Origin of the sequence: Streptomyces sp. NBC_00299 (genome assembly GCF_036173045.1) — a bacterium.
GTDB classification, from domain to species: domain Bacteria; phylum Actinomycetota; class Actinomycetes; order Streptomycetales; family Streptomycetaceae; genus Streptomyces; species Streptomyces machairae.
Genome location: NZ_CP108039.1, coordinates 6901561 through 6927414, shown reverse-complemented (window position 1 = coordinate 6927414; position 25854 = coordinate 6901561). Strand labels below are relative to the sequence as shown.

The window sequence follows — 25854 nt, the reverse complement described above, 5'->3', positions numbered from 1 at the left end:
CGTACGGGTGATCGTGGCTACGGCAAACGAAGGAACCCGGACACTCCTGACGGAATGTCCGGGCCCCTGAGAGCTCAGCTCGTGTTACTGGGTGCGGTTCTCACCGCGGTAGTACTCGAAGACCCAGCCCCAGATGCCGACCAGGATCAGCGGCGCCGAGAAGTACATCAGCCACCAGCCGATCGCGATCGACAGGAAGGCGAGTGCGCCTCCGATCGCGAGGGAGAGCGGCTGCCAGCTGTGCGGGCTGAAGAACCCGACCTCGCCGGCGTCGTCCGCCACGTCCGCTTCCTTGTTGTCCTGCGCACCCGCGTCGATCCGCCGGGCCGTGAAGCCCAGGTAGAAGCCGATCATGATGCACAGAGCGAAGGCCAGGAAGAGGGCCGTGGTACCGGCCGGCTCCTTCGACCAAACGCCGTAGACGACCGCCATGGCGAGGATGAAGACGCTCAGCCAGGTGAACATCGTGCCCTGAGTCTTCACTTGCCGGCCTCCTTGCCACCAGCCAGAGCCTTCTCACCGTGAGGGGCGTTCTCGAGCTGGTCGAGAGCGGCGATCTCAGGGTGATGCAGGTCGAACGCCGGGGATTCGGAACGGATCCGCGGCAGAGTGAGGAAGTTGTGCCGCGGCGGCGGGCAGGACGTCGCCCACTCCAGCGAGCGGCCGTAGCCCCACGGGTCGTCGACCTCGACCTTCTTGCCGTACTTGGCGGTCTTCCACACGTTGTAGAAGAACGGCAGCAGCGACGCGCCGAGCACGAACGAGCTGATCGTCGAGATCGTGTTCAGGGCGGTGAAGCCGTCGGCCGCGAGGTAGTCCGCGTAACGACGCGGCATGCCCTCGGCACCGAGCCAGTGCTGCACCAGGAACGTGCCGTGGAAGCCGACGAACAGCGTCCAGAAGGTCATCTTGCCGAGGCGCTCGTCGAGCATCTTGCCGGTCATCTTCGGCCACCAGAAGTGGAAGCCGGAGAACATCGCGAAGACGACGGTGCCGAAGACGACGTAGTGGAAGTGCGCCACCACGAAGTACGAGTCGGACACGTGGAAGTCCATCGGCGGCGAGGCCAGGATGACACCGGTCAGACCACCGAAGGTGAAGGTGATCAGGAAGCCGACCGCCCAGAGCATCGGTGTCTCGAAGGACAACGAGCCCTTCCACATCGTTCCGATCCAGTTGAAGAACTTCACGCCGGTTGGTACGGCGATGAGGAACGTCATGAAGGAGAAGAACGGCAACAGCACGCCGCCTGTGACGTACATGTGGTGCGCCCACACCGTCACGGACAGACCCGCGATCGCGATGGTCGCCGCGATCAGACCCATGTAGCCGAACATCGGCTTACGGGAGAAGACCGGGATCACTTCGGAAATGATTCCGAAGAACGGCAGGGCGATGATGTACACCTCTGGATGGCCGAAGAACCAGAAGAGGTGCTGCCACAGCAGGGCCCCGCCGTTGGCCGAGTCGAAGATGTGGGCGCCGAACTTGCGGTCCGCCTCCAGCGCGAACAGCGCCGCAGCGAGGACGGGGAAGGCGAGCAGGACCAGGACGGCCGTCAGCAGCACGTTCCACACGAAGATCGGCATGCGGAACATGGTCATGCCGGGGGCGCGCATGCAGATGATCGTGGTGATGAAGTTGACCGAGCCGAGGATGGTGCCGAAGCCGGAGAAGGCCAGACCCATGATCCACATGTCGGCGCCGATACCCGGGCTGCGGACCGCGTCCGACAGCGGGGAGTAGGCGAACCAGCCGAAGTCGGCCGCGCCGTCCGGGGTGAGGAAACCGCCCACCGCGATGAGCGAGCCGAACAGGTACAGCCAGTAGGCGAACATGTTCAGCCGCGGGAACGCCACGTCCGGCGCGCCGATCTGCAGCGGCATGATCCAGTTCGCGAAGCCGGCGAACAGCGGCGTCGCGAACATCAGCAGCATGATCGTGCCGTGCATCGTGAACGCCTGGTTGAACTGCTCGTTCGACACGATCTGCAGACCGGGCCGGGCGAGCTCGGCGCGCATGATGAGCGCCATCACGCCACCGATCACGAAGAACGCGAACGACGTGACGAGGTACAGCGTTCCGATCGTCTTGTGGTCGGTGGTGGTGAGCCACTTGACCACGACGTTGCCGGGTTGCCTGCGCCGGACCGGCAGCTCGTTCTCGTACGAGTCCTCAGCTGCCGCGGCACCCTGGGGTTCGTTGAGGATGCTCACAGGTTGTTCGTCTCCCGGTTCTTCTCGTGGCTCGTCTGCGCGATGCCGGCGGGAACGTAACCGGTCTGCCCCTTCTTGGCGAGGTCCTTGAGGTGCTGCTCGTAGCGCTCGGGGGAGACGACCTTCACGTTGAACAGCATCCGGGAGTGGTCGACGCCGCACAGCTCGGCGCACTTGCCCAGGAAGGTGCCCTCCTTGTTGGGGGTCACCTCGAAGGCGTTGGTGTGGCCCGGGATGACGTCCTGCTTCATCAGGAACGGCACCACCCAGAAGGAGTGGATGACGTCACGCGAGGTGAGGACGAAGCGGACCGTCTTGCCCTTGGGCAGCCACAGGGTGGGGCCGGGGTTGCCCGTCTGGGGGTTCCGGCTGCCGGGGGTACCGGCGTCGTAGACACCGCCCGCGTTCGCCGGGAAGTCTTCCTTGAACCGGTCCGGAATGGCCGCCAGGTTCTTGTCGGTCTTCGCGTTGCCCGTGGAACCGTCGACGGGCTGGACGTAGTTGAAGGCCCAGCTCCACTGGTAGCCCACGACGTTGACCGTGAGGTCGGGCTTGTCCTTGAGGCTGAGCAGCTTCGTCTCGTCGCGGGCCGTGAAGTAGAAGAGCACCGAGACGATGATGAGCGGGACCACGGTGTACAGCGCCTCGATCGGCATGTTGTACCGGGTCTGCGGAGGAACTTCGACCTTGGTGCGGCTGCGCCGGTGGAAGACGGTGCTCCACAGGATCAGGCCCCAGACCAGCACGCCTGTGGCGAGCGCGGCCGCCCACGACCCCTGCCACAGGGAGAGGATCCGCGGAGCCTCTTCCGTGGTCGGGGTGGGCATACCAAGACGGGGGAAGTCCTCCCAGTTGTACGAGCAACCGGTGGCTGTAGCCAGGACCAGGCCCGCAGTCATTGCCTGCAGCAGCTTCCGCCGCATCGGGCGCCGCGGCGAGCGGTCGGAGCCGTTGGGACTCACGTAGCGCCTTCCCGAGAGTCTCGCCCGCGCGGATCGGCTGCGGCCTTCTCGCTGGTCGGTCGCCGCCCTGCGTCGGGCAGGGGTTTGGATGTTTATGCGGACCAAACCCTAGCCGACGCCCTCCGGGGGTTCGCGGGGAGGGGTGCCTATGGGGTGGGGTGGTTCGCTTGTTTGGCGGCTGCGGGCATGTGGGGGCCGGTCGCGCAGTTCCCCGTGCCCCTATTAGGGACGTTGGAGCGGCCCGGCGTTTAGCGTTGCTGTGTGAGTTACTTCGACGCTGCTTCCAGTGCTCCGCTTCATCCCGTTGCCCGGCAGGCGCTTGTGGCCTCCCTTGATGAGGGGTGGGCCGATCCTGCCCGTCTCTACAGGGAAGGGCGGCGGGCGCGGATGTTGCTGGACGCCGCACGGGAGGCGGCTGCCGAGGCTGTGGGGTGCCGGGCCGACGAGTTGGTGTTCACCTCTTCGGGGACGAAAGCCGTCCACTCGGGTGTCGCCGGGGTGTTGGCGGGGCGGCGGCGCGCCGGACGCCACCTGATCGTGTCTGCGGTCGAACACTCCTCTGTGCTCCATGCGGCTGACGCGCACGAGGGCGGCGGGGGGACGGTCACTCAGGTGGCGGTGGATCGTGCGGGGGCGGTGGGCGTCCGGGCGTACGCGGATGCGCTTCGGCCGGACACCGCGCTGGCGTGTCTGCAGTCGGCCAACCACGAGGTGGGGACCGAGCAGCCGGTGGCCGAGGTGGCCGCCCTGTGCCAGGAGGCCGGGGTGCCGCTGCTGGTTGACGCGGCGCAGTCGCTGGGGTGGGGGCGCGTCGAGGGCGCCTGGTCGGTGTTGACCGGAAGTGCCCACAAGTGGGGTGGTCCGTCGGGGGTCGGGCTGCTTGTCGTGCGCAAGGGCGTGCGGTTCGCCGCGCAAGGGCCCGCGGACGAGCGGGAGTCGGGGCGGGCCCCCGGGTTCGAGAACATCCCGGCGATCGTCGCCGCGGCGGCCTCGCTGCGGGCCGTACAGGCGGAGGCGGCCCATGAGTCGGTACGGCTGCGGGAGCTGACGGAGCGGATCCGGGCGCGGGTGCCGCAGCTGGTGCCGGATGTGGAGGTGGTCGGTGATCCGGGACGGCGACTGCCCGGCATCGTCACCTTCTCCTGTCTCTATGTGGACGGGGAGACCCTGCTGCACGAGCTGGACCGGGCCGGGTTCTCGGTCTCCTCGGGCTCGTCCTGCACGAGCAGCACGCTGACTCCCAGCCATGTGCTGAAGGCGATGGGCGTGCTGAGCGAGGGGAACGTGCGGGTGTCCCTGCCGGTCGGGACGGCGGAGGAGGACGTCGAGCGGTTCCTGGAAGTGCTGCCGGCGGCGGTGGCCGGGGTCCGGGAGAAGCTGGGGGCGCCGACGCCCAGCACCGTCGTACGGGAGGACGTCCTGGTCGTGGACGCCCTCGGCAAGCTCTGTCCGCTCCCGGTCATCGAGCTGGCCAAGGTCATCGGCGAGGTACCGGTCGGCGGCACGGTCCGCGTCCTCGCCGACGACGAGGCGGCCCGCCTGGACATCCCGGCGTGGTGCGAGATGCGGGGCCAGGAGTACGTCGGTGAGGAGCCGGCGGAGCGAGGAACTGCGTACCTCGTCCGCCGGGTGGCCTGAACGCCCTGTCGGTGAACCGTCGCGGGATCAGCCCAGGTGGGTCCGGACCTCTTCACCCGCGTCATGCCCGTACGCCTTGGTGAACCGGTCCATGAAGTGTGCCCGGCGGAGCTGGTACTCCTGCGTGCCCACCGTCTCGATGACCAGCGTCGCGACCATGCAGCCGACCTGCGCGGCGCGCTCCAGGGACACACCCCACGCCAGCCCCGACAGGAACCCGGCGCGGAAGGCGTCGCCGACACCCGTGGGGTCGGCCTTGCGCTCCTCCTCGGGGCAGCCGACCTCGATCGGGTCCTCGCCGTCCCGCTCGATGCGCACGCCCCGCGCGCCGAGGGTGGTGACGCGGTGGCCGACCTTGGAGAGGATCTCCGCGTCGCTCCAGCCGGTCTTGGACTCGATGAGGCCCTTCTCGTACTCGTTCGAGAAGAGGTACGTCGCACCGTCCAGCAGTATGCGGATCTCGTCGCCGTTCATGCGGGCGATCTGCTGGGAGAAGTCGGCGGCGAAGGGGATCGCGCGGGAGCGGCACTCCTCCGTGTGGCGGAGCATGGCCTCGGGGTCGTCGGCGCCGATGAGGACCAGGTCCAGGGCGCCCACGCGGTCCGCGACGGTCTTCAGCTCGATCTGGCGGGCCTCGCTCATCGCACCGGTGTAGAAGGAGCCGATCTGGTTGTGGTCGGCGTCGGTGGTGCAGACGAAACGGGCGGTGTGCAGGGTCTCTGAGATGCGGACCGACCCGGTGTCGACACCGTGCCGGTCGAGCCAGGCCCGGTACTCGTCGAAGTCGGAGCCCGCGGCGCCGACGAGGATCGGCTTCGTGCCCAGCTGACCCATGCCGAAGGCGATGTTCGCGCCTACGCCGCCCCGGCGTACGTCCAGGTTGTCGACCAGGAAGGACAGCGAGACCGTGTGCAACTGGTCCGCGACGAACTGGTCGGTGAAGCGGCCGGGGAAGGTCATGAGGTGGTCGGTGGCGATGGAGCCGGTGACTGCGATGCGCACGGCGTGGAGTCTCCTGCGAAGAGGATGGGTTGACAGTTCACGCTACCGTTCGTGACCTGGACTCTGAAGCAGTCAAAACTACCCGATAGTAGATCTTTCTTCGCGGGTGTTCGCGTGCCTACGGTGCCGCTATGACGAAATTCGAGGTCCGTGCCACCGCTCAGGCCGACCGGGAGGCCGGCCTGGCGTCGCTGCTCGGTGACTGCGCGCGGATGGCTCCCCACTGGGCCGCTCCCGACCGCGTCCTGTCCCGTCCGGTCTCCCCGTCACTCATCCACGGGGTGACCGTGCCGCCGAGGTCGGCACGGCTGGTGGACGCGATGTCGGACTACGGCGACTGATCGAAACGACCGCCGTCCGTCCGGAATACGCCGGCCCGTCCAACTCCGGCGGCTCGATCGGCGCCCTTCAGGGAACCGTGCGCTCCCCCGCTGCGTCCCATCGCTGTCCCCCGTAAAGGGGATGCGGGATACGACCCGGCAGACCGTCCCTTTTGACAGGGTCGGGTCAGGGTCATGGGACATGTGCGCAGCCGAAGGAGCGATGCGGTGAACACCGAGCGACCCGAGAACGACGACACGGGCGCCGACGGCTCCGCCAAGGAGCAGGGCACCCGGGAGGAGAAGGGCGCCGCGGGTACCGAGGCATCCGGTACCGGGGCTTCCGGCGCCGTGGCGGACGGCACCGGGGCTCCCGACGCCGGGGGCCAGGGCGACGCCGGGGCCCGCAGGCCCGAGGGCGACGCCGAGGTCGGGGAAACCGGGCGCGACCCTGAGGCCGGCAGGACCGACGGCGAGCGCGACGGTGCGGAGAGCGCCACCGGCGCGGCCGGCGGCGGGGAGCGGGCCGGGGACGCGGAGGCTGCGGCGCCCGCTGCCGCCGCTGAAGCGGAGCCGACCACGCCGGCCGGAGCGGATCCCGCTGCTGCCACTGCCGCTGCCCATGACCATGAACATGAGCATGGAGCCGACGGTTCGAGCCGGCGCCGCTCCCCCGCGATCATCGCCTCCGTCGCCGCCGCCGTACTGCTCGTCGGGGGTGGCGGGGCCTACCTCGCCGCGAACGCGTCCGGGGGTTCGGACGGCGGTACGACGTCCGGGGCGGCCGACGACGACACTCCCCCGCCGCTCCACCTCGACGGTTACACCGAGGGCGGCGGCACGAAGGGCATCGCGCCCGGTGAGCCCAACCCGTACGGCGTCACCTACAAGGCCGGCGGGGACCTGGCGGACGGCCCCGGCTCGGCGCCTGTGTACCGGGCCGGCGGCGAGGTCGGCGCCGACGAGGTGGCCCGGCTGGCCGAGGCGCTCGGGATCGACGGCAAGCCGGTCGCGCAGGGGCAGACCTGGCGGGTCGGGGCGAAGGACGGTGCGGGTCCCAGCCTCCAGGTGAACAAGCAGGCGCCGGGGACCTGGACCTTCTACCAGTACGCCCCCGGCACGGATGACTGCCAGTCCATCACCACCTGCTCGAAGGGATCGCCGGACGCGGGCGGCGACCCGGTGAGCGAGGCCGCCGCGAAGAAGGCCGCCGCGCCGGTCCTCAAGGCGGTGGGTCAGGATGACGCGAAGCGCGACGCGAGCCAGCTCATGGGCGACCGGCGGGTCGTCAACGCGAGCCCCGTGGTCGGCGGTCTGCCGACCTACGGCTGGACGACCGGGGTGACCGTGAACGCCCAGGGCGAAGTGGTCGGCGGCAGCGGCCAGTTGGCGGCGCCGGTGAAGGGGGACACGTACCCCGTGCTGGACGCCGAGAAGACGCTCGGGCTGATGAACGCGGCACCGGGGACCGACGGCCGTATGGGCATCGGCGGCTGCGCCAGCCCCGTACCGCTGAAGGACCGCCTCGAAGCCCCCTGCGGCTCCTCCGGTTCGGAGGCTTCGACGGGTACGGATACCGGTACGGACATGCCGGCCAAGGACACCCTCACGGTCGAGAAGGCCGTGTTCGGGCTCGCCTCGCACTTCGTCGACGCGCGGCAGGCGCTGGTGCCGTCCTGGCTGTTCGAGGTGCGGGCGCCGGGCGCGAAGGACAGCTTCACGGTGACGCATCCGGCGGTCGACCCGAAGTACCTGGTGTCGACCACGCCGTCGCAGGAGCCGCCCGCTCAGCCGAGCCCGCGGCCGTCCGGACCCAAGGACGAGCCGACGTCGGCGCCGGTCACGCGGAACGTGGGTGTGGACGCCTACACGGTCGACGGCCGTGAGCTGACCGTGGCCTTCACGGGCGGTGTGTGCGCCGACTACAAGGTGACCGCGAGTGAGAGCGGCGACGAGGTGACCGTTCGGGTGACCGAGACGTCGCAGCCGGACAAGGTCTGCATCCTGATCGCCAAGGTGTTCCACAAGACCGTGCAGCTGGACGAGCCGCTCGGGGACCGCAAGGTCGTGGGCACGGACGGCCAGGACGTCCCGCTGGAGAAGCCGGGGACGGTCCGGCCGGAGACGTCCGGGACCCGGTAACGGGCTCACGGACACGGGAAGGCGGCGGCCCCGTCGGAGGGGGTCGCCGCCTTCTCGCTTCTCGCGTTTCGACCGGGTCGGCCGGTTCGACCGGTCAGCCGACTTCGACTGAGCCGGCCGGTTTGCCGGCCGGTTTCGGCCGGGTCAGCTGAAGGAGTCGCCGCAGGCGCAGGAGCCGGTCGCGTTCGGGTTGTCGATCGTGAAGCCCTGCTTCTCGATGGTGTCCACGAAGTCGATGGACGCGCCGCCCAGGTACGGGGCGCTCATGCGGTCGGTGACGACCTTCACGCCGCCGAAGTCCTTGACGACGTCGCCGTCGAGGGAGCGCTCGTCGAAGAAGAGCTGGTAGCGCAGGCCGGAGCAGCCACCGGGCTGTACGGCGACACGCAGGGCCAGGTCGTCACGGCCTTCCTGGTCGAGCAGGGCCTTGACCTTCGCCGCAGCGGCGTCGGACAGGATGATGCCGTCGGTGACGGTGCTGGTCTCGTCCGATACGGACATCTACATCTCTCCCGGGTTGTTCGGAGACTGCTTGCCGACGGTTGCAACCGACGGGGCCGCGGATTCATTCCGGGCCGGGCGTTTGTCTTTCGGTCCTTCTTCATGCTCGCACACGGGGCCCTCAGCGGAAAACGACCGATTCGGGAATACGCGGGCCTGTCACCGGGATTCACGTCACATCGACATGATGGCCATCGTCAAACTGACGTGAACCGGTTATCATAGATAACGTCAATTCGACGAGAAGTCGAAGAAGGTGTCCCGCTTGACCCGCCGGGTCCGGATTTTCCCGGTGCCGGCGAGCCGCAGAACAGAAAGGGTGCGTGTCGTGACCACCGCCCAGACCCAGGAGCTCGACGTACAGCCGACGCCCCTCGCCCTGCTGCTCCTCGGCCGTGAGGCCGACCCGAGGAGCGAGCGTGGCGTCGAGTGTCCCGGCGACCTTCCCTCGCCGTCCGATCCGGACCTGGTCGAGCGCGCCCGCGCAGCCAAGGAGAAGCTCGGGAACAAGGTCTTCGTACTCGGCCACCACTACCAGCGCGACGAGGTCATCCAGTTCGCCGACGTGACCGGTGACTCGTTCAAGCTGGCCAAGGACGCGGCCGCCCGCCCGGAGGCCGAGTACATCGTGTTCTGCGGCGTGCACTTCATGGCCGAGTCGGCGGACATCCTGACGTCCGACGACCAGAAGGTCGTCCTGCCCGACCTCGCCGCCGGCTGTTCGATGGCCGACATGGCGACGGCCGAGCAGGTCGCCGAGTGCTGGGACGTGCTGACCGAGGCCGGGATAGCCGAGCAGGTCGTACCCGTCTCGTACATGAACTCGTCCGCGGACATCAAGGCGTTCACGGGCAAGCACGGCGGCACGATCTGCACCTCGTCGAACGCCAAGCGGGCCCTGGACTGGGCCTTCGAACAGGGCGAGAAGGTCCTGTTCCTGCCCGACCAGCACCTCGGCCGCAACACCGCCGTCCGCGACATGGGCATGTCCCTGGAGGACTGCGTCGTCTACAACCCGCACAAGCCGAACGGCGGGCTGACGGCGCACGAACTGCGTGCCGCGAAGATGATCCTGTGGCGCGGCCACTGCTCGGTGCACGGCCGCTTCAGCCTCGACTCGGTGAACGACGTGCGCGAGCGCATCCCCGGTGTCAACGTCCTCGTCCACCCGGAGTGCAAGCACGAGGTCGTCGCCGCCGCGGACTACGTCGGCTCGACGGAGTACATCATCAAGGCCCTGGAGGCCGCCCCGGCCGGCTCGAAGTGGGCCATCGGCACGGAGCTGAACCTGGTCCGCCGGCTGGCGAACCGTTTCGCGCCGGAGGGCAAGGAGATCGTCTTCCTCGACAAGACGGTCTGCTTCTGCTCGACCATGAACCGCATCGACCTCCCCCACCTGGTCTGGACCCTGGAGTCGCTGGCCGAGGGCAACCTGGTCAACCGGATCGAGGTCGACAAGGAGACCGAGGCGTTCGCGAAGCTGGCGCTGGAGCGGATGCTGGCGCTGCCGTAGGTCTGTCGATGGCCACGCTTCAGGCGCTCACCCCGACACGGGCTTCCGGTCGGGGTGGGCGGGGTCGAGGGTGAAGAGATCGCCGTCGGGGGTGGCGGCGATCAGGGAGCCCTCACGGACCATCACCTCGGGCAGCGACCGGCTGCCCACGTTGGTCACCCGTTGGGCACGCGGCAGGGTCTCCCACAGCAGCGTGCCCTTCTTCGTGTCGAGAGCGGCGACGCGGCCGCTGGCGCTGGACAGGTAGACCGCGCGGGCGCGCGGGTCGTGGGTGACGCCGCTGGGCGTCTCCAGACTCGTCGCGGTCTGCCACAGCCGCTCGCCCGTCCGGACCGACACGGCGCTCACCTGGCCGGAGGACGCGACGAACCACAGCGTGTCGTCCCCGAGCGTCACCACGCCCTCGAACTCCTCCGCCAGCTTCGTCGAACGGCCCTCACCGGTCTCCGGGTCCACCAGCCGGATCCGGGAGAACGGCCCCTCGTCGCCGGCCGGGATGTTCCCCTCTTCGTCCTCGGCCGGGTCGACGTAGAGCAGGCGGCCGTCGAACGTTCCCACGAGGGTCCCGCGATTGGGCACCTTCACTCGCCGAACCGAGCCGTCGGTCCGGTCCAGCTCCATGAGCAGGATGTTCTCGGAAGGCGTGAACTCGGCGACGCACTCCAGGCGGAGGGCCTCGCCCACATCCGCGGCGTCGCAGTACTGCCCCGCCGGCAACGGTGTCGTCCAGCGCTCGGCGCCGGTGCGTGCCGAGCGGGCGGTCACCGCGCGGGCGCCGTCGGCCGCCATGACCACGAGGCTGCCGGAGACCGCCGGGGACATCCCGTTGTTCGCCACCTTCCGATGCCAGAGCCGCTCGCCGGTCCCGGTGTCGAGAGCGGCGACCGTCGTGGTCGACGCCTCCCCTGCGACGGGGGTGAAGTCCTGCTGGACCAGCATCGCGTCGTCCACGAGACCGAGGACGGAGAAGGTGTACGTCCCCTGGCGCCGGCCCGGCGGCAGCACGTCGGCCCGCCAGTCGATCCGCCCGGTCAGCCCGTCGAGGCGCATGGGCAGCACACCGTCACCCGCGCAGTAGACGGCACCCTCGTACAGCCGGCATTCCGGGCCCTCTCCCAAGCCGGTCCCGCCGGCCGACCCCTTCTTCACGCCGTGCGCGGCGGTGGCGTCCACCGTTGTCTGCCAGGGCTTCCAGCCGGACGGCATGGCCGCCCACCGGGAAGGCGCGGATGCGGCGGTGTCCGCCTCCGTCGGGGCGTCCTCGTCCCCCACTCCGGTCCCGAGCAGCAGGTATCCCGTCAGGCCGAGCGCGAGGGTGCCGACCGTGCCGGCCGTGGCCCACAGGGGACGTATACGACTGCGTCGTCGGCCGGGGGCCGCGGCGCCGGGGTCGGCGACCGCGGCGGGCCGGGTCCGGACCAGGGCCATCTCCTCCGTGCGCAGCGTCACGGTGGGCTGGTCGTCCGCACCCGTCTCCGGCAGCGCGGCCACGAACTCCCGCGCCAGTTCGTCCAGTTCGGGCCGGTCCGCGGGATCCTTGGCGAGGCAGCGCTCCAGGATCGCGCGAAGGGGCTGCGGCACTCCGTCCAGGACCGGGGCGTCGTGGACGACCCGGTACGCCGTGAGATAAGGGCTGTCCGCGTCGAAGGGGCCCCGCCCTGTGATGGAGAAGACGAGCAGAGCGCCGAGGGAGAAGACGTCGGAGGCCGGCTCCACCGAACGGGCGTCGGTGAGTTGCTCCGGAGACATGAACGGCGGGGTGCCGATCATCTGCCCGGTCTCGGTGAGGGTGTTGTGGTCCTCGGCCGCACGCGAGATGCCGAAGTCGATGACACGCGGGCCGTCGTCGGCGATGAGAACGTTGGCGGGTTTGAGGTCCCGGTGGACGACCCCCGCCCGGTGGATGTCCCGCAGCGCCTCCACCAGACCGAGCGTCAGCCGCCGCAGTTCGGTGCCCTTCAGCGGGCCCTGGTCGGCGATCCGGGCGGCGAGGGAGAGCCCGGGCACGTACTGGGTGGCCATCCAGGGCCGTACCGCCTCCGGGTCGGCGTCCACCACCGGTGCGGTGAAGGCGCCGCTCACCTTGCGGACCGCCTCGATCTCCTGCCGGAAGCGGGCGCGGAAGACGGCGTCCTCGGCGTACTGGGAGTGCACCACCTTGACGGCCACCTCACGGCCCGAGCGCGACCTGCCCCGGTAGACGACCCCCATGCCCCCGGACCCGAGCCGGTCGACCAGCTTGTAGCCGCCGACCGATCGCGGATCGTCCTTGTGCAGCAGCACGCGCGGAGCCCTCCCCCGTCAGGCAGTTCGAGGGCTCAGGATACGTAACGGGCGACGCTTCGGTCCGGGCGAGGAGCCCTTGGAACTCCGGGTCCCCCCTGGCCGAAACGCCGAGACCGGCGTCACCTGGATCGGCTCGCGTTCACCGGACTAGCATGATCGTTCGCATGTGCGATGAACGGTGAAGTTTTCGGCGGGATTTCGGCGGGGGTTGTTTTGAGCGCGGATGCCATGGGGCTGCGGATGCGGTTGGCGGATCTGACGGCGACCGGGCAAGGCGATCTGCGTGCGGCCGTGGGGGAGTTCCGGCGCAGCGAGGTGCTGGTGCCGGTGGTGGATGACTCGCTGCTGTCGGTGGCTGCGGGCGGGGTCCGCTGGCTGTTCGCGTTCACGGATGACGGGGCGTTGGCGCGCTTTGCGCAGGCGCGTGGTGAGGCGGTGCCGGAGCGGTTGCCGGTGTATGGGGCGCGTTTGCTGGACCAGGTGGTCCCGGAGGTGGCGAGGGCGGACGGACGGCCGGTCGGGATCGCGGTGGACGCGGGCAGTGCGGCGGGCCTGGTGCTGCCTCCGGCGAAGGGGGTTGTTCCGGACGCGGTGGCTGTGGACACGGTTGTGGACTCCGAAGGGGTGGACGCGTGAGCGGCGGGGACGGCTACCGGGTCGATCCGGAGGCGCTGGAGCGGATCACTCGGGGCATCAACCTGGCGATCGACGAGCTGAAGGAGCTGGGCTTCGACATCGAGGCGGCCCAGGGCCGGGGCTTCGACGACCTGGAGCTCGCCGGTCTCGAGGTGGGGGACGCGAACCTGCGCCAGGTGTTCGCCGACTTCTGCGAGCGGTGGAGCTGGGGCGTGCGTTCGCTGATGCAGGACGCGAACGGGTTCGCGCAGCGGCTCAACCTGTCGGCGGGGCTGTATCACGAGCAGGAGCAGTACGTGTCGAACACCGTGAAGACGGTGTGGACGGCGGCGGCGGGCAACCCTTACCTGTCCGAGGAGGAGGTCGCGCAGCGTTCCTGGTCGCAGACGCTGAAGGACAACTCCGTCTCCCACTTCATGAACGCGGATTACAGCGCGGAGTCCCTGCAGGCCGGCGACCAGGCGGCCCGGCAGGCCTGGGCGCAGGCGAAGGAGGACCTGGAGACGTCGACGGTGACCCCGGACGCGCCGTTCGATTCGCGGACCAACTGGCAGCCGGACGGCCCCGAGGCCTCGGCGTTCGGGGAGGTTGAGCGCTGATGGGCCTGGGGGACATGGTCAACGACCTCGGGGACGGCCTGGAGAGCGCCGTCGACGGCGTGAGCAAGGGCGTCGGCGAAGCCGTCAACTGGGGCACGGACAAGGCGGCGGACGGCCTGTCCGCAGTCGGCGCGGACGGCGCGGCCGAGGGGGTGCGTGACTTCGGGGAGGGGGTGAACAACCGGCTCGGCGGCGATGTCGCCGAGCGCCGGCTGGGAGAGAGCGAGGATCCCAAGGAACTGGTCCACGGCAGCCCGCAGGCGCTGGAGGCGCGGGCCCGGCATCTGCGTGATTTCTCCCGGGCGTTCGAGAGCGTCGGCCAGGGGATGCGCTCGCTGGACGGCGAGGGCTGGCAGGGCAAGGCGGCGGACGCCTTCCGCGAGAAGTTCGACATGCACCCCAAGCAGTGGCTGAAGGCGGCCGACGCCTGCGAGGCAGCCGCCAAGGCGCTGGAGGCGTACGCGGACACGGTGCACTGGGCCCAGCAGCAGGCACAGACGGCGATCGACGCCTACCGCACCGCGCAGCAGGACAGCCGGCGGGCGGTGGATGCGCACAACGCTCAAGTGACGGCGTACAACCAGGCCGCCGACCAGTACAACGCGGCGGCTTCGGCGGGACGCGACCCGGGCCGCAAACCGACCGAACCGGGCGCCTTCGTCGACCCGGGAGCGGCCGGCCGACGGGAGGCCGAGGAGATCCTCGCCGAGGCGCGGCGCCAGCGCACCGACGCCGCCCGCGACGCGCAGCGCCGAGTGGCCGCCGCGCTGGAGACGGCCCCGCCGAAGCCGGAGTTCACCGACCGGTTGAAGGCCGACGCGGCGGACGCCGTCGTGAGCACGCAGCTGAACCAGGCCCACGTCCTGGGCGGCCTCCTCAAGGGAGGCGCGGACCTGGTGAAACTGGTCCGCACCGTCAACCCGATGGACTCCTACAACATCACCCACCCCGGCGAGTATGTGAAGAACTCAAACATGCTGCTGGCCGGCCTGGTGGGCACCGCCGCCCATCCCGAACGCCTGCCCAAGGCCGTCATCGGCAGCGGCTGGAGCAGCGACCCGGGCGACGCGATGGGGTACCTCGCCTCGAACCTGATCGGTGGCAAAGGCGCCACGAGCATGGCCCGAGGGGCTGCGCGAGGGGCCGCGGAGGGCGCGGCGACGGGCGGAGCGCGCAGGAGTGTCGGCCAAGCGATCAAAGATTTCGCCAGGGAGAAGAAGTGCAAGTGGTTCGGCGACCCCATCGACATGGCCACCGGCCGCATGGCGCTGCCGCAGACCGACGTCACCCTGCCCGCCAAGCTGCCGCTGTTGTTCTCCCGGCAGTTCGAGTCGTCGTACGAGGCCGGACGCTGGTTCGGCCCGAAGTGGACCTCCACCGCTGACCAGCGCCTGGAGATCGACGCCGAGGGCGTCATCTTCATCCGCGAGAACGGCGCGTTGCTGGCCTACCCGCACCCCGCCCCCGGCGTGCCGACCCTGCCGCTTGAGGGCGGCCGATACCCCCTCACCATCGACGCCTACGGCGACTACGCCATCACCGACCCCGCGGCCGGCCGCACCTGGCACTTCGCGGCCCCGACCGGCGACGGCAACGGCATCGCCCTGCTGGAACAGATCACCGACCGCTCAGGCCAGTGGCTCACGTTCGAGTACGACACCGAGGGCGCCCCCACGGCGATCGTGCACTCGGCCGGCTACCACCTCACCATCGAGACCACCGAGGACCGAATAGCCGCCCTGAGCCTGGCCGACAGCACACCGGACAGCGGCGGCGACGTCGAGCTGGTCCGCTTCGGCTACGACAAGCAGGGTCACCTGGCGGCGGTAACGAATTCGTCCGGCACGCCGACCCGTTTCACCAACGACGAACTCGGCCGCATCACCGCGTGGACCGACACGAACGGCTCGTCCTACCACTACGTCTACGACGACCAGGGCCGCTGCACCTCCCAGTCGGGCGAAGCAGGCCACCTGCGCAACACCTTCGTCTACGGCGCCATCGACCCGGCGACCGGCCACCGGACGATCACCGCCACCAACTCCCTGGGCCACAGCACGCGCTACCTGGTCAACAGCGATCTGCAAGTGATCGCCGAGACCGGCCCCGACGGAGCGACGACCCGCACCACATACGACCGCTACGAACGCCCGCTGACGGTCACCGACGCCCTCGGCCGCACGCAGAGCTACGCGTACGACGAGGCAGGCCGCATGACGATGGCCGTCCGCCCCGACGGCCGCTACACCAGCATCGGCTACGACGACCTAGGCCTGCCCGTGGCCATAGCCGGCCCGGACGGCACCCACGTCAGCCAGCAGTTCGACGAGTTCGGCAACCGCACGGCCGTAACCGACGCGTCCGGGATCACGACCCGCTTCGGGTATGACGAGCTCGGTCACCTGTCGGCGATCACGGACGCGACGGGCGCGACGAGCACCGTCCGCTGCAACACTGCGGGCCTGCCCCTGGAGGTCACGGACCCGCTCGGCGCGGTGACCCGTTACGAGAGGGACGCCTTCGGGCGGCCGACCACGATCACCGACCCGACGGGTGCGGTGACCCGCCTGGAGTGGTCGGTGGAGGGCCGCCTGTCCCGCCGTATCACCGCGGACGGCGCCACCGAGGCGTGGACGTATGACGGCGAGGGCAACTGCACCAGCCACACGGATGCCATGGGTGCCGTATCCCGTTACGAGTACACCCACTTCGACCTGATGTCGGCTCGCACCGGCCCGGACGGGGTGCGCTACGAGTTCGCTCACGACACCGAACTCCACCTGACGAAGGTCACGAACCCACAGGGTCTGACCTGGTCGTACGAGTACGACGCGGCTGGACAGCTGGTCGCGGAGACGGACTTCGACAACCGTCGGCTGACGTACCAACACGACAGAGCAGGCCAGTTGACGGCCAGCACCACGGCCTCCGGCCAGACCATCTGCTTCGACAGGGACGTGCTGGGCCGCGTGGTGAGGAAGGACGCGGCCGGAGCGGTCACGACGTACGCGTACGACGCAACGGGTGGCTTGGCCCGGGCGGTCAGCCCGGATGCGGTCCTGACGTTGCAGCGGGACGATTCCGGCCGCCTGATGTCCGAGACGGTCAACGCCCGCACGCTCACCTACACCTACGACGTCCTGGGCCGCCGCACCGGCCGCACCACACCGACCGGCGCGATCAGCACCTGGGCCTACGACGCGGCGGGCAACCGCACCGAACTGACGACCAGCGGCCAGACCCTCACCTTCACCCACGACGCGGCCGGCCGCGAACTGACCCGCCACATCGGTGAAGACCTCACCCTCACCAACGCCTTCGACCCCCTGGGCCGCCTGACGAAGCAGGAACTCACCGGACCGGGCGACACGCGCCTCCAGCACCGCGCCTACACCTACCGCGCCGACGGCAACCTGACCGGCATCGACGACGACCTGAACGGCCCCCGCCGCTTCGACCTGGACGCGGCAGGCCGGGTCACCGCAGTCCAAGCCTCGAACTGGACGGAGTCCTACGCCTACGATGCGGCCGGCAACCAGACCCGAGCCGTTTGGCCGGACTCCATGCCGGGCCAGGAGGCCACCGGCGAGCGCACCTACACCGGCACCCGAATCACGCGCGCGGGCAACGTCCGCTACGAGCACGACGAAGCCGGCCGGATCACCCTGCGCCAGAAAACCCGCCTGTCCCGCAAACCGGACACCTGGCGCTATACCTGGGACGCCGAAGACCGCCTCGCCTCGGTGGTCACCCCCGACGGCACGACCTGGCGCTATCGCTACGACCCCCTGGGTCGCCGCATCGCCAAGCAACGCCTCGCCGCCGACGCCGACGCCGTCCTGGAACAGGTGGACTTCACCTGGGACGGCACGACCCTGTGCGAACAGACGACGCACACCCCTGGCACCGACCAGTCGGCCATCACTCTCACGTGGGACCACCAAGGTCTACGCCCTCTGACCCAGACCGAACGCAAGACGGCGGGCGACGCGTCTCAGGATGAGATCGACCAGCGCTTCTACGCGATCATCACCGACCTCGTCGGCGCCCCAACCGAACTCGTGGATGAGCACGGTGACATCGCTTGGCGTACACGCCGCACCCTCTGGGGCACCACCACCTGGAACCGCACGGCCACCGCCCACATCCCCCTTCGCTTTCCAGGCCAGTACCACGACCCAGAAACCGGCCTCCACTACAACTTCTACCGGCACTACGACCCCGAGACCGCCCGCTACGTCGCGCCTGATCCCCTAGGGCTCGAGCCTGCAGACAACCCGTCTGCGTACGTCCACAATCCACTTACTTGGACTGACCCGCTGGGACTCACTCCATGCCGTGAACTGGGATTGCGGCAGGAAGCAGTGGACGCTATCAGAAAACTCGAGAACATTAAGAGAGACCCGGTCGGAGAGATAAATTCTCAACCGAATCACAACCACTACAGTGCTGCTCGCCGCGAGGCCGCGGGCGAAGTCGTGGCCCGCAAATGGGACGGTACACCGTTCGACCATATTGCGGATCTGAAGGGGGCGCGCAACGGTTTGGACAATGTTCGCATAGCCCTCGAGAGGGAGTTGCAGAATCCGTCGGCGTCGATAACCGATCGCGGTATCGAAGTCCTGGTGAAGAGGCGGAAGGAAGCCATCGAGGAACTCGACCGACTGAACGGATTCCTACACTCCATAGGCCATCGGTAACAGGATGACGTAACGTAAGCGCAATCACTTAGAAGCAGCAACGCCTGACGCGCCGCGGTGGACGCGATGAGAGGAACCTACGATGACCCAGCCCATCGATCGCAACAAGTCGCTTGAGCAACTCGACGGCGAACGCTGGGGCGAACCACCCGCCGACGCGACGTCCCTGGTCAGAACCGTCTATGAGTGGCGACGACGCCCCATCGGGACTCTGGAACCTCACGAGCTTGCGCGTTTGCTCGGCCAGAACGTCGGCTTGCCGTGGCTGCTCCCCCTGGGCGTCGAGATCGTGCGGGAGGCGGCCAAACAACCCACAGGTGGCTTCCTGGATGGCGACCTGCTTTATGCATTGGTCACCAGGAGTCCGGAGGTGTGGACGGCAAATCCCGAACCCGCCCTCGAACTAAAGACAGCAGTATCCATGCTGCCGGAACTTTCACGTTACGTGAAACAGGAGGTCGAGGCCTTCCTTGCATCGGCTCCTTAGGGTATGCGAGATACCGGGGCTCCGCTCTAACGAAGTCTTGAGCAGTTCCGAATCTTGCAAATATCCTCGAACCACCCCTTTCTTCCGATGCGGACAGGCATGACGCATTCGTCTGGAAACTTGATAGGTGAACAATGTCATTCGGGCCGCCTCCTGCATCGTTCGGACCGCCCGCCGCACCTGCGTGGACCCCTCCCACAGAAGTGGAGCAGGCACTATTCGAGGCCAACTCTCGCGAGGACTGGGCGGCATACTTCGACACGCTGGCGCGAAACCGGGTGTACTTCGAGATAGACAGGAAAAAGGAGGATGCCTCACCGGGTATCACCTACACCCTCTTCGGGCACGACCCCCGAGTTCCCGGTGGCAGGTTCTGGGCGGTGTACACCGAGGGCATGCTTCCCGCGCCCGAGCCGCATCGCGTGTTCGACTGGAACGTCCTCGCTTGGTTCGCGGAGGTGTGGACCCCGGCAGATCCGCCGATGATCGTCGTCAATCCGGGCAGTCCGTGTGAGGCGTTCCTTCCGTCCGCGCCGCCGCACTCCGCCGCTTGGGCAGGTTTCTTCGCGCGGTCGGGCGGTCCTTCAGGCCGGGCGGAACTGCGGACCCTGCGTGTGGGCGGACCGCTGCACGGGCCCGTGGCCCACGGCCTGGCCTGTGGCGCGCTGCTCTTCGTCAACCACGGCCTTCCCTGGAACGCGATGGCCTACCACGGCCAGGGCTATCCCACCGAGCGTCGGATGCTACGGGAATGGTGGGGCGTCACCAGCCGCCAGGAGTGGCAGGTGCAACAGCATGCGCTGCTGGCAACCAACGGGGCCAATCCGGTCTGGGAGTTCGCGCTCGGTCTACGCCGAGCCATCGCCCGTGACTTCGGAGGCTATGTCGAGACGCCTTTCTGGCGTGACGCCGCCGCCCAGGTCCTGCGCAACCGGCCGGACGGTGAGGCCACCATCACTCCGGACGGCGTCACCAAGACCTCGGTAACTGAAGCCGAGACCGAAGCGCACATCAAGGGAGTCCAACACCTTATCGGCCGAATCACGCGCTACGAGGCGCGGATGCGGGCCGACGACATTCTGAAAGAGAACCAGTACGTTTCCTCCGCCGATGCCTGGGACCTCGGGCGGGCCTCATGCATGGCGCGCTGGGGTCTGGGCGCTCGTTACAGCGACTTGCCGGAAGCCGAGGCTGCAGTAATCGAAGCCGGACGGAGCGCGGGGCGGACGTACAAGTCCTGGCAGGACTTCTCCGCCGGCTTCATCCTCGGTCGCTGCCTGCACTTCGACGATGAGGAATTCGGCAGCTGGTACGAGGACATGGTCACCGCCCACAGGATCCTGATGGCCGAGCCTGGCAGCCCCTGGCTCAACATCACGTTCCGGTAGGCCTGCCCGCCTGGATCGCGTCCAAGCGAGCCGCAAAGACTGATCCAGACAACGGAACAGCCCGCCCCAGGCTCTCCCGGGACGGGCTGTCTTCACGAGGACCGTAGGGTCAGACCCCAGCCGTCTCCGGCTCGTCCGAGTCCAACGACGCGGTCGGCGTCGGCTCCGCAGTCACCCCCGCCTTCTTGTCCCGCTTCGCCTGCCGCTTCCTCGCCCGTCGTTCCTTCCGAAGCTCCACCATCGCGTACAGCGTCGGTACGAGGAGCAGAGTCAGGAGGGTCGACGTGATCAGGCCGCCGATCACGACCACGGCCAGGGGCTGGGCGATGAAGCCGCCCTCGCCGGTGACGCCCAGGGCCATGGGGAGGAGGGCGAAGATCGTTGCCAGGGCCGTCATGAGGATGGGGCGGAGGCGGTGGCGGCCGCCCTCGATCACGGCCTCCACGACGCCGTAACCCTGGCTTCGGTACTGGTTGATGAGGTCGATCAGCACGATCGCGTTCGTCACCACGATGCCGATCAGCATCAGCATGCCGATCATCGCGGGGACGCCCATCGGGGTGCCGGTCGCGATCAGGAGGCCGATCGCTCCCGTTGCCGCGAACGGGATGGAGACCAGCAGGATCAGGGGCTGGATGAGGGAGCGGAAGGTCGCGACCAGGAGCATGAAGACGATCGCGATCGCCGCCAGCATCGCCAGGCCCAGGTTGACGAACGCCTCGTCCTGGTCCTCGGAGACACCGCCGATCGCGGCCGTGGCACCGGCCGGCAGGGTCAGCGAGTTGATCTTGGACTGGAGGTCCGCGCTCACCGCGCCCGTGTTGTCGCCGGTCGGCTTCGCGGAGATCGTGGCCGCGCGCTGGCCGTCGATGCGGGTCATCGAGACCGGGCCGTCCACCAGCTTGACGTCAGCGATGTCCCCGAGCTTCACCGGACCCAGGTTCAGGTCCTGAAGCTGCTTCAGCGTCGTCGCCGGCTTGGCCGACTTGATGACGATGTCCCGCTCGGTGTCGTCGAGGGTCGCCTGGGCCGCCGTGTTGCCGCGGACCGCCTGGGCGACGGCCAGACCGAGGGTCTGGTCGTTGAAGCCGGCCGCGGCCGCCTTGTCGTTGGCCTTCACCGAGATCCGCGGCACGCTCTGCGCCAGGTCGCTGGTCACGTCGGTGACGTCGTCCAGGCCGGCCACCGCCTCGCGGACCTGCTCGGACGCCTTGCGCAGCACGTCCCCGTCGGCCGCCTTCACGACGACGCTCAGGTCCTGGGCACCGAAGCCGTCACCGGCCGCGATGGTGGTCGTACCGATGCCGTCGAGCTTCTTCAGGCCCGCCTCGACGCGGTCCTGTACGTCCTCGTACGACGCCGAGTCCTCCAGCATCACCTGGTACGACGCCTGATTGGTGTCGGTGCCGCCGCCGAAGGCCGCCATGAAGCCGGACGAGCCGATCGTGACCTGGTAGTCCTTCACGCCCTTGGTGTCGGCGAGCAGCTTCTCGACCTTCTTCGCCTGCTCGTCGGTCGCCGACAGGCTGGTGCCCGGCTTCAACTCCTGCTTGACGGTCAGGACTTCCTGCTCGCCCTGGTCGAAGAAGTTCGTCTTCAGCAGCGGCGCCATGCCGAACGTGCCGATGAGGATGACGATCGCGAGCAGCACGCTGGTCATACGGCGGCGGGTCGCGAAGCGCAGGACGGGGACGTAGAAGCGCTGGAGCCTGCTCTTCGCCTCCTTCTCCTCCGCGATCCGGCGGGCTTCGGCAGCGTCCTCGGGGGTGCCCTTCGGGGCCCGCAGGAACCAGTACGACAGGACCGGTACGACCGTCAGCGACACCAGCAGCGACGCCAGCAGCGCGGCCGTCACGGTCAGGCTGAACGAGCCGAACAGCTCGCCCACCATGCCGCCGACGAGGCCGATCGGCAGGAAGACGGCGACGGTGGTGAGGGTGGAGGAGGTGACCGCGCCGGCGACCTCGCGGACCGCCTTGAGGATGGCCTCCTGGCGCTCCTCGCCGTAGCCGAGGTGCCGCTTGATGTTCTCCAGGACCACGATCGAGTCGTCGACGACGCGGCCGATGGCGATGGTGAGCGCGCCGAGCGTCAGCATGTTCAGCGACAGGTCGCGCGTCCACAGGACGATCAGGGCCAGGACCACCGACAGGGGGATCGAGACCGCCGTCACCAGCGTCGAACGGATCGACGCCAGGAAGACCAGGATGACGAGGACCGCGAAGAGCAGGCCGAGCGCGCCCTCGGTGGTCAGGCCGTCGATGGACTTCGACACCGCCGGGCCCTGGTCGCTGACCACGGTGAGCGTGGCGTCGGAGCCGAGGTCCTTGCGCATCTCCGGGAGCTTGTCCTGGACCGCGTCGGAGATCGCGACCGCGCTGCCGTCGCGGTCCATGGTGACCGCGATCGCGAGGGACGGCTTGCCGTCCGTGCGCGTGAGGGAGTCGGCCGGGGCCTGCTCCTGCTCGACGGTGGCGACGGAACCGAGGCGGACCGGCTTCTTGCCGGAAGCGTCCGCACCGCCGCCCGCGCCGCCCGCGCCGGTGACCCTCAGGTCCTCGATCTGCCGCAGCGAGGTGAACCCGCCGCCCACCTGGACGGTGCGGTTGTCGCCGCCCTCGTCGAAGGAGCCCGCCGGGACGGTCGCACCGCCCGCCCTCAGGGCCTCGGAGAGGTCCGCCGAGGTCAGGCCCGCCTTTGCCAGCTTCGCGTCGTTGGGGGTTACGGTGACCTGAAGGTCCCGTATGCCGTCGACGGTGACCTGGCCGACGCCGTCGATGTCCTTCAGGTCCGGCACGACGGTCCGGTCGAGCTGGTCGGCCAGGGCCTGCTGGTCACGGCCGGAGGTGACAGCGAGGACGACGGTCGGGATGTCGTCCGTGGAACCGGCGATGACCTGCGGGTCCACGTCGTCCGGCAGCTGGGCGCGGGCCCGGTTGACGGCCTGCTGGACGTCGGCGACCAGCTGCTGGTTGTCCGGGCCGTAGTCGAAGGACGCCATGATCACGGCGTTGCCCTCGCTGGCCGTGGACGTGACGCCGGTGATGCCGTCGACGGCTTCGAGGCTGTCCTCGATCGGCTCGACGACCTGCTTCTCGACCACGTCCGGCGCGGCGCCCTGGTACGGCGCCAGCACGGACACCATGGGCAGTTCGATGGAGGGCAGCAGCTGCTGCTTGAGCTGGGGTATCGCGATGGCGCCGAAGACGATCGCGATGATCGACATCAGGCCTATCAGGGCGCGCTGGGCGAGGCTGAACTTCGACAGCCAGGACATGGTTCAGGGTCTCTCTTCTGTGAGCGGCAGAAGCGGCAAGGAAGGCATGGAGGCATGGAGCAGGCGTGGAGCTGACGTGGAGCAGGCATGCGCCCGCCCCTACACCCTGAGCCATCGGGGAGCCCGGTTTCGTAGGCCGCAGGTCCCGTTCCTTATCCGGCGCATACTCCGGGCGCAGTACACCCGGGTCGAGCTCACTCCACCCTTGGACGTACCAGCCCGGACTCGTACGCGATCACCACGAGTTGCGCCCGGTCGCGGGCGCCGAGCTTGGACATGGCCCGGTTGACGTGTGTCTTCACGGTCAGCGGGCTGACCGCCAGCCGCTCGGCGATCTCGTCGTTGGAGTGCCCGCCGGCGACCTGGACCAGGACCTCGCGCTCCCGGCCGGTGAGCGCGCCGAGCCGCTCGGCGCGGCCCGGGTCGCGGTCGTCGTCGGCGCCGTCGCCCTGAGCGAGGAAGCGGGCGATCAGGCCCTTGGTGGCGGCCGGGGAGAGCAGAGCCTCGCCCCCGGCGGCGATGCGGATGGCGGCGAGGAGTTCGTCGGGTTCGGAGCCCTTGCCGAGGAAGCCGGAGGCGCCGGCGCGCAGCGACTGCACGACGTAGTCGTCGACCTCGAAGGTGGTCAGTATGACGACGCGGACGTGGGCGAGGGCCGGGTCGGCGCTGATCATGCGGGTGGCGGCGAGGCCGTCGGTGCCGGGCATCCGGATGTCCATCAGGACGACGTCCGCCCGCTCCTCCTTGGCCAGCCGCACCGCCTCCGCGCCGTCGGACGCCTCGGCGACGACCTCCATGTCGGGCTCGGAGTCGACCAGCACCCGGAAGGCGCTGCGCAACAGGGCCTGGTCGTCGGCGAGCAGGACACGGATCGTCATGCGGGGTCCTCTCCGTGCCCTTGTGCGGGGCGGTGGGGGCGTTCAGTTGTCATACGGTGTCGTCGGCGGCGCGCGTACGGCTCTTGACCGGCAGGATCGCATGCACGCGGAAGCCGCCTCCGTAGCGGGGCCCGGTGGTGAGGGTGCCGCGCAGGGCGGTGACGCGCTCGCGCATGCCGAGCAGGCCGTGGCCGCCGCCGTCGGTCGTGTCGTCCTCGCCGGCCCCGTCGTCGAGGACGGTGATCTCGACGTTCGGTCCCACGCGGACGACGCTGACCTCGGCCTTGGCGTCCGGGCCCGCGTGCTTCTGCACGTTGGTCAGCGCCTCCTGGATGACGCGGTAGGCGGCCAGGTCGAGGGCGGCCGGGAGCGTGGCGTCCTGGTCGGCGCGGGCGACCTCCACCTGGAGGCCCGCGCTGCGGAAGGTGCCCACGAGTTCGTCGAGGCGTACGAGGCCGGGAGCGGGCTCGGTGGGGGCCTCCGGGTCGCCGGACTGCCGCAGCAGGCCGACGGTCGCGCGGAGTTCGTTGAGCGCGGAGCGGCTGGCCTCGCGTACGTGCGCGAGGGCCTCCTTGGCCTGGTCGGGCCGCTTGTCCATGACATGGGCTGCGACGCCGGCCTGCACATTGACCAGGGCGATGTGGTGGGCGACGACGTCGTGCAGGTCCCGGGCGATCCGCAGGCGCTCCTCGGCGACGCGGCGGCGGGCCTCCTCCTCGCGGGTGCGCTCGGCGCGTTCGGCGCGTTCCCGGATGGCGGTGACGACGGCGCGGCGGCTGCGGACCGCGTCACCGGCAGTGGCGCCGATGCCGGTCCAGGCGAAGATGGCCAGGTTCTCCTGGGCGTACCAGGGCAGGGGGCCGGCGAGCATCGCGGAACCGGTCAGGACGGTGACGGTGAGCAGGCCGACGCGCCAGGTGGTGGTGCGGTCGGTGGTCGAGGCGACGGTGTACAGGGCGATCACCGCGGACATGGCGACCGGGGCGCGGGGGTCGCCGGTGACGGACTCGATCAGGGAGACGGCGCCGGTGACCGCGAGGACGGTCATGGGGGCGCGGCGGCGGAAGACCAGAGCCCCGGCGCCGAGGGCGATGAGCACCAGGCTGAGCGTGTCCGGGGTGCGCAGACCCCAGGTCACGCCGTTCTTCCCGTGCGGGTCCACGAACGAGCCGGACACCATGCAGACCAGTACGCCGACCGCCAACGCCGCGTCCAGCGCCATGGGGTGCGCCTTGAGATGCCGCCGGACGCGTTCCCCTGCGGAGCTTGGAACGGGGGCCAACTGGAGGTTCCTCGCGTCATGTGCCCG

The 25854-nt window shown here is 69.2% G+C and carries 18 protein-coding genes; 9 read left to right on the top strand and 9 right to left on the bottom strand.

The annotated features are described in order from the left end of the window. Positions 1–84: 84 nt before the first annotated feature. Genes OHT51_RS30820 through ctaC form a run of 3 tightly spaced genes read right to left on the bottom strand, consistent with a single transcriptional unit; the run spans position 85 to position 3178 of the window. On the bottom strand, positions 85–483 hold the full coding sequence (locus OHT51_RS30820) for a cytochrome c oxidase subunit 4 (RefSeq protein ID WP_328882172.1): 399 nt from the start codon (positions 481–483) through the stop codon (positions 85–87). Beyond that, complete coding sequence (gene ctaD / locus OHT51_RS30815; RefSeq protein WP_328882171.1) at positions 480–2216, bottom strand: aa3-type cytochrome oxidase subunit I; 1737 nt, start codon at positions 2214–2216, stop codon at positions 480–482. The genes OHT51_RS30820 and ctaD overlap by 4 nt, the downstream gene beginning before the upstream one ends. Then, positions 2213–3178 (bottom strand): aa3-type cytochrome oxidase subunit II, encoded by a 966-nt coding sequence (gene ctaC / locus OHT51_RS30810; protein ID WP_328428288.1) that lies wholly within the window; start codon positions 3176–3178, stop codon positions 2213–2215. Before ctaC ends, ctaD begins: the two co-directional genes overlap by 4 nt. A 261-nt stretch (positions 3179–3439) precedes the next feature. Between ctaC and OHT51_RS30805 the strand changes: the two genes are divergently transcribed. Further along, positions 3440–4816: a cysteine desulfurase/sulfurtransferase TusA family protein gene (locus tag OHT51_RS30805; RefSeq protein WP_328882170.1), complete on the top strand. Its 1377-nt coding sequence runs from the start codon at positions 3440–3442 to the stop codon at positions 4814–4816. Positions 4817–4843: 27 nt separating this feature from the next. On the opposite strand, the gene OHT51_RS30800 is transcribed toward OHT51_RS30805, so the two are convergent. Further along, positions 4844–5818: a carbohydrate kinase family protein gene (locus OHT51_RS30800; protein WP_328882169.1), complete on the bottom strand. Its 975-nt coding sequence runs from the start codon at positions 5816–5818 to the stop codon at positions 4844–4846. Positions 5819–5949: 131 nt separating this feature from the next. Here OHT51_RS30800 and OHT51_RS30795 point away from each other — a divergent pair, with 131 nt between their 5' ends. Together OHT51_RS30795 and OHT51_RS30790 are read left to right on the top strand one after the other, a co-directional pair. Then, the gene (locus tag OHT51_RS30795) at positions 5950–6159 is read left to right on the top strand and encodes a hypothetical protein (RefSeq protein WP_328882168.1); all 210 of its coding nucleotides are present in this window, start codon (positions 5950–5952) and stop codon (positions 6157–6159) included. A gap of 207 nt (positions 6160–6366) precedes the next feature. Then, positions 6367–8280 carry a hypothetical protein gene (locus OHT51_RS30790; RefSeq protein ID WP_328882167.1) on the top strand — a complete coding sequence of 638 codons (1914 nt, stop codon included), beginning with the start codon at positions 6367–6369 and terminating at the stop codon, positions 8278–8280. 144 nt (positions 8281–8424) lie between these two features. Here OHT51_RS30790 and OHT51_RS30785 read toward each other — a convergent pair whose 3' ends face one another. Beyond that, positions 8425–8781 carry an iron-sulfur cluster assembly accessory protein gene (locus tag OHT51_RS30785; RefSeq protein WP_030582488.1) on the bottom strand — a complete coding sequence of 119 codons (357 nt, stop codon included), beginning with the start codon at positions 8779–8781 and terminating at the stop codon, positions 8425–8427. A gap of 328 nt (positions 8782–9109) precedes the next feature. Between OHT51_RS30785 and nadA the strand changes: the two genes are divergently transcribed. Continuing rightward, positions 9110–10294 (top strand): quinolinate synthase NadA, encoded by a 1185-nt coding sequence (nadA, locus tag OHT51_RS30780; RefSeq protein ID WP_328882166.1) that lies wholly within the window; start codon positions 9110–9112, stop codon positions 10292–10294. Positions 10295–10321: 27 nt separating this feature from the next. Here nadA and OHT51_RS30775 read toward each other — a convergent pair whose 3' ends face one another. Further along, positions 10322–12577, bottom strand: a complete 2256-nt coding sequence (locus tag OHT51_RS30775) for a protein kinase domain-containing protein (protein ID WP_328882165.1) — start codon at positions 12575–12577, stop codon at positions 10322–10324. A gap of 174 nt (positions 12578–12751) precedes the next feature. On the opposite strand from OHT51_RS30775, the gene OHT51_RS30770 reads away from it, so the two are divergent. The 5 genes from OHT51_RS30770 to OHT51_RS30750 all read left to right on the top strand — a co-directional run bounded on the left by OHT51_RS30770 (position 12752) and on the right by OHT51_RS30750 (position 20390). After that, positions 12752–13216, top strand: a complete 465-nt coding sequence (locus OHT51_RS30770) for an SseB family protein (RefSeq protein WP_328882164.1) — start codon at positions 12752–12754, stop codon at positions 13214–13216. After that, positions 13213–13815 (top strand): hypothetical protein, encoded by a 603-nt coding sequence (locus OHT51_RS30765; RefSeq protein WP_328882163.1) that lies wholly within the window; start codon positions 13213–13215, stop codon positions 13813–13815. The genes OHT51_RS30770 and OHT51_RS30765 overlap by 4 nt, the downstream gene beginning before the upstream one ends. Then, positions 13815–18515, top strand: coding sequence for a putative T7SS-secreted protein (locus OHT51_RS30760; RefSeq protein WP_328882162.1), 4701 nt, complete (start codon positions 13815–13817; stop codon positions 18513–18515). The genes OHT51_RS30765 and OHT51_RS30760 overlap by 1 nt, the downstream gene beginning before the upstream one ends. An 82-nt stretch (positions 18516–18597) precedes the next feature. After that, positions 18598–19002, top strand: a complete 405-nt coding sequence (locus tag OHT51_RS30755) for a contact-dependent growth inhibition system immunity protein (RefSeq protein WP_328882161.1) — start codon at positions 18598–18600, stop codon at positions 19000–19002. A 203-nt stretch (positions 19003–19205) separates the two neighbouring features. After that, the gene (locus OHT51_RS30750) at positions 19206–20390 is read left to right on the top strand and encodes a DUF1266 domain-containing protein (protein ID WP_328882160.1); all 1185 of its coding nucleotides are present in this window, start codon (positions 19206–19208) and stop codon (positions 20388–20390) included. Positions 20391–20499: 109 nt separating this feature from the next. Here the strand turns inward: OHT51_RS30750 and OHT51_RS30745 are convergent, their stop codons facing one another. From OHT51_RS30745 to OHT51_RS30735, 3 genes are all read right to left on the bottom strand, one after another. Further along, complete coding sequence (locus OHT51_RS30745; protein WP_328882159.1) at positions 20500–23667, bottom strand: efflux RND transporter permease subunit; 3168 nt, start codon at positions 23665–23667, stop codon at positions 20500–20502. Between the two features lie 194 nt (positions 23668–23861). Next, on the bottom strand, positions 23862–24545 hold the full coding sequence (locus OHT51_RS30740) for a response regulator transcription factor (protein ID WP_328882158.1): 684 nt from the start codon (positions 24543–24545) through the stop codon (positions 23862–23864). Between the two features lie 49 nt (positions 24546–24594). Next, complete coding sequence (locus OHT51_RS30735; RefSeq protein WP_443052606.1) at positions 24595–25827, bottom strand: sensor histidine kinase; 1233 nt, start codon at positions 25825–25827, stop codon at positions 24595–24597. Between the last annotated feature and the right edge of the window lie 27 nt (positions 25828–25854).

Coding starts and splice junctions, on each gene's coding strand:
- OHT51_RS30795 (WP_328882168.1), top strand. CDS start 5,950: ATGACGAAATTCGAGGTCCGTGCCACCGCTCAGGCCGACCGGGAGGCC.
- OHT51_RS30785 (WP_030582488.1), bottom strand. CDS start 8,781: ATGTCCGTATCGGACGAGACCAGCACCGTCACCGACGGCATCATCCTG.
- OHT51_RS30770 (WP_328882164.1), top strand. CDS start 12,752: ATGAACGGTGAAGTTTTCGGCGGGATTTCGGCGGGGGTTGTTTTGAGC.
- OHT51_RS30760 (WP_328882162.1), top strand. CDS start 13,815: ATGGGCCTGGGGGACATGGTCAACGACCTCGGGGACGGCCTGGAGAGC.
- OHT51_RS30755 (WP_328882161.1), top strand. CDS start 18,598: ATGACCCAGCCCATCGATCGCAACAAGTCGCTTGAGCAACTCGACGGC.
- OHT51_RS30745 (WP_328882159.1), bottom strand. CDS start 23,667: ATGTCCTGGCTGTCGAAGTTCAGCCTCGCCCAGCGCGCCCTGATAGGC.
- OHT51_RS30740 (WP_328882158.1), bottom strand. CDS start 24,545: ATGACGATCCGTGTCCTGCTCGCCGACGACCAGGCCCTGTTGCGCAGC.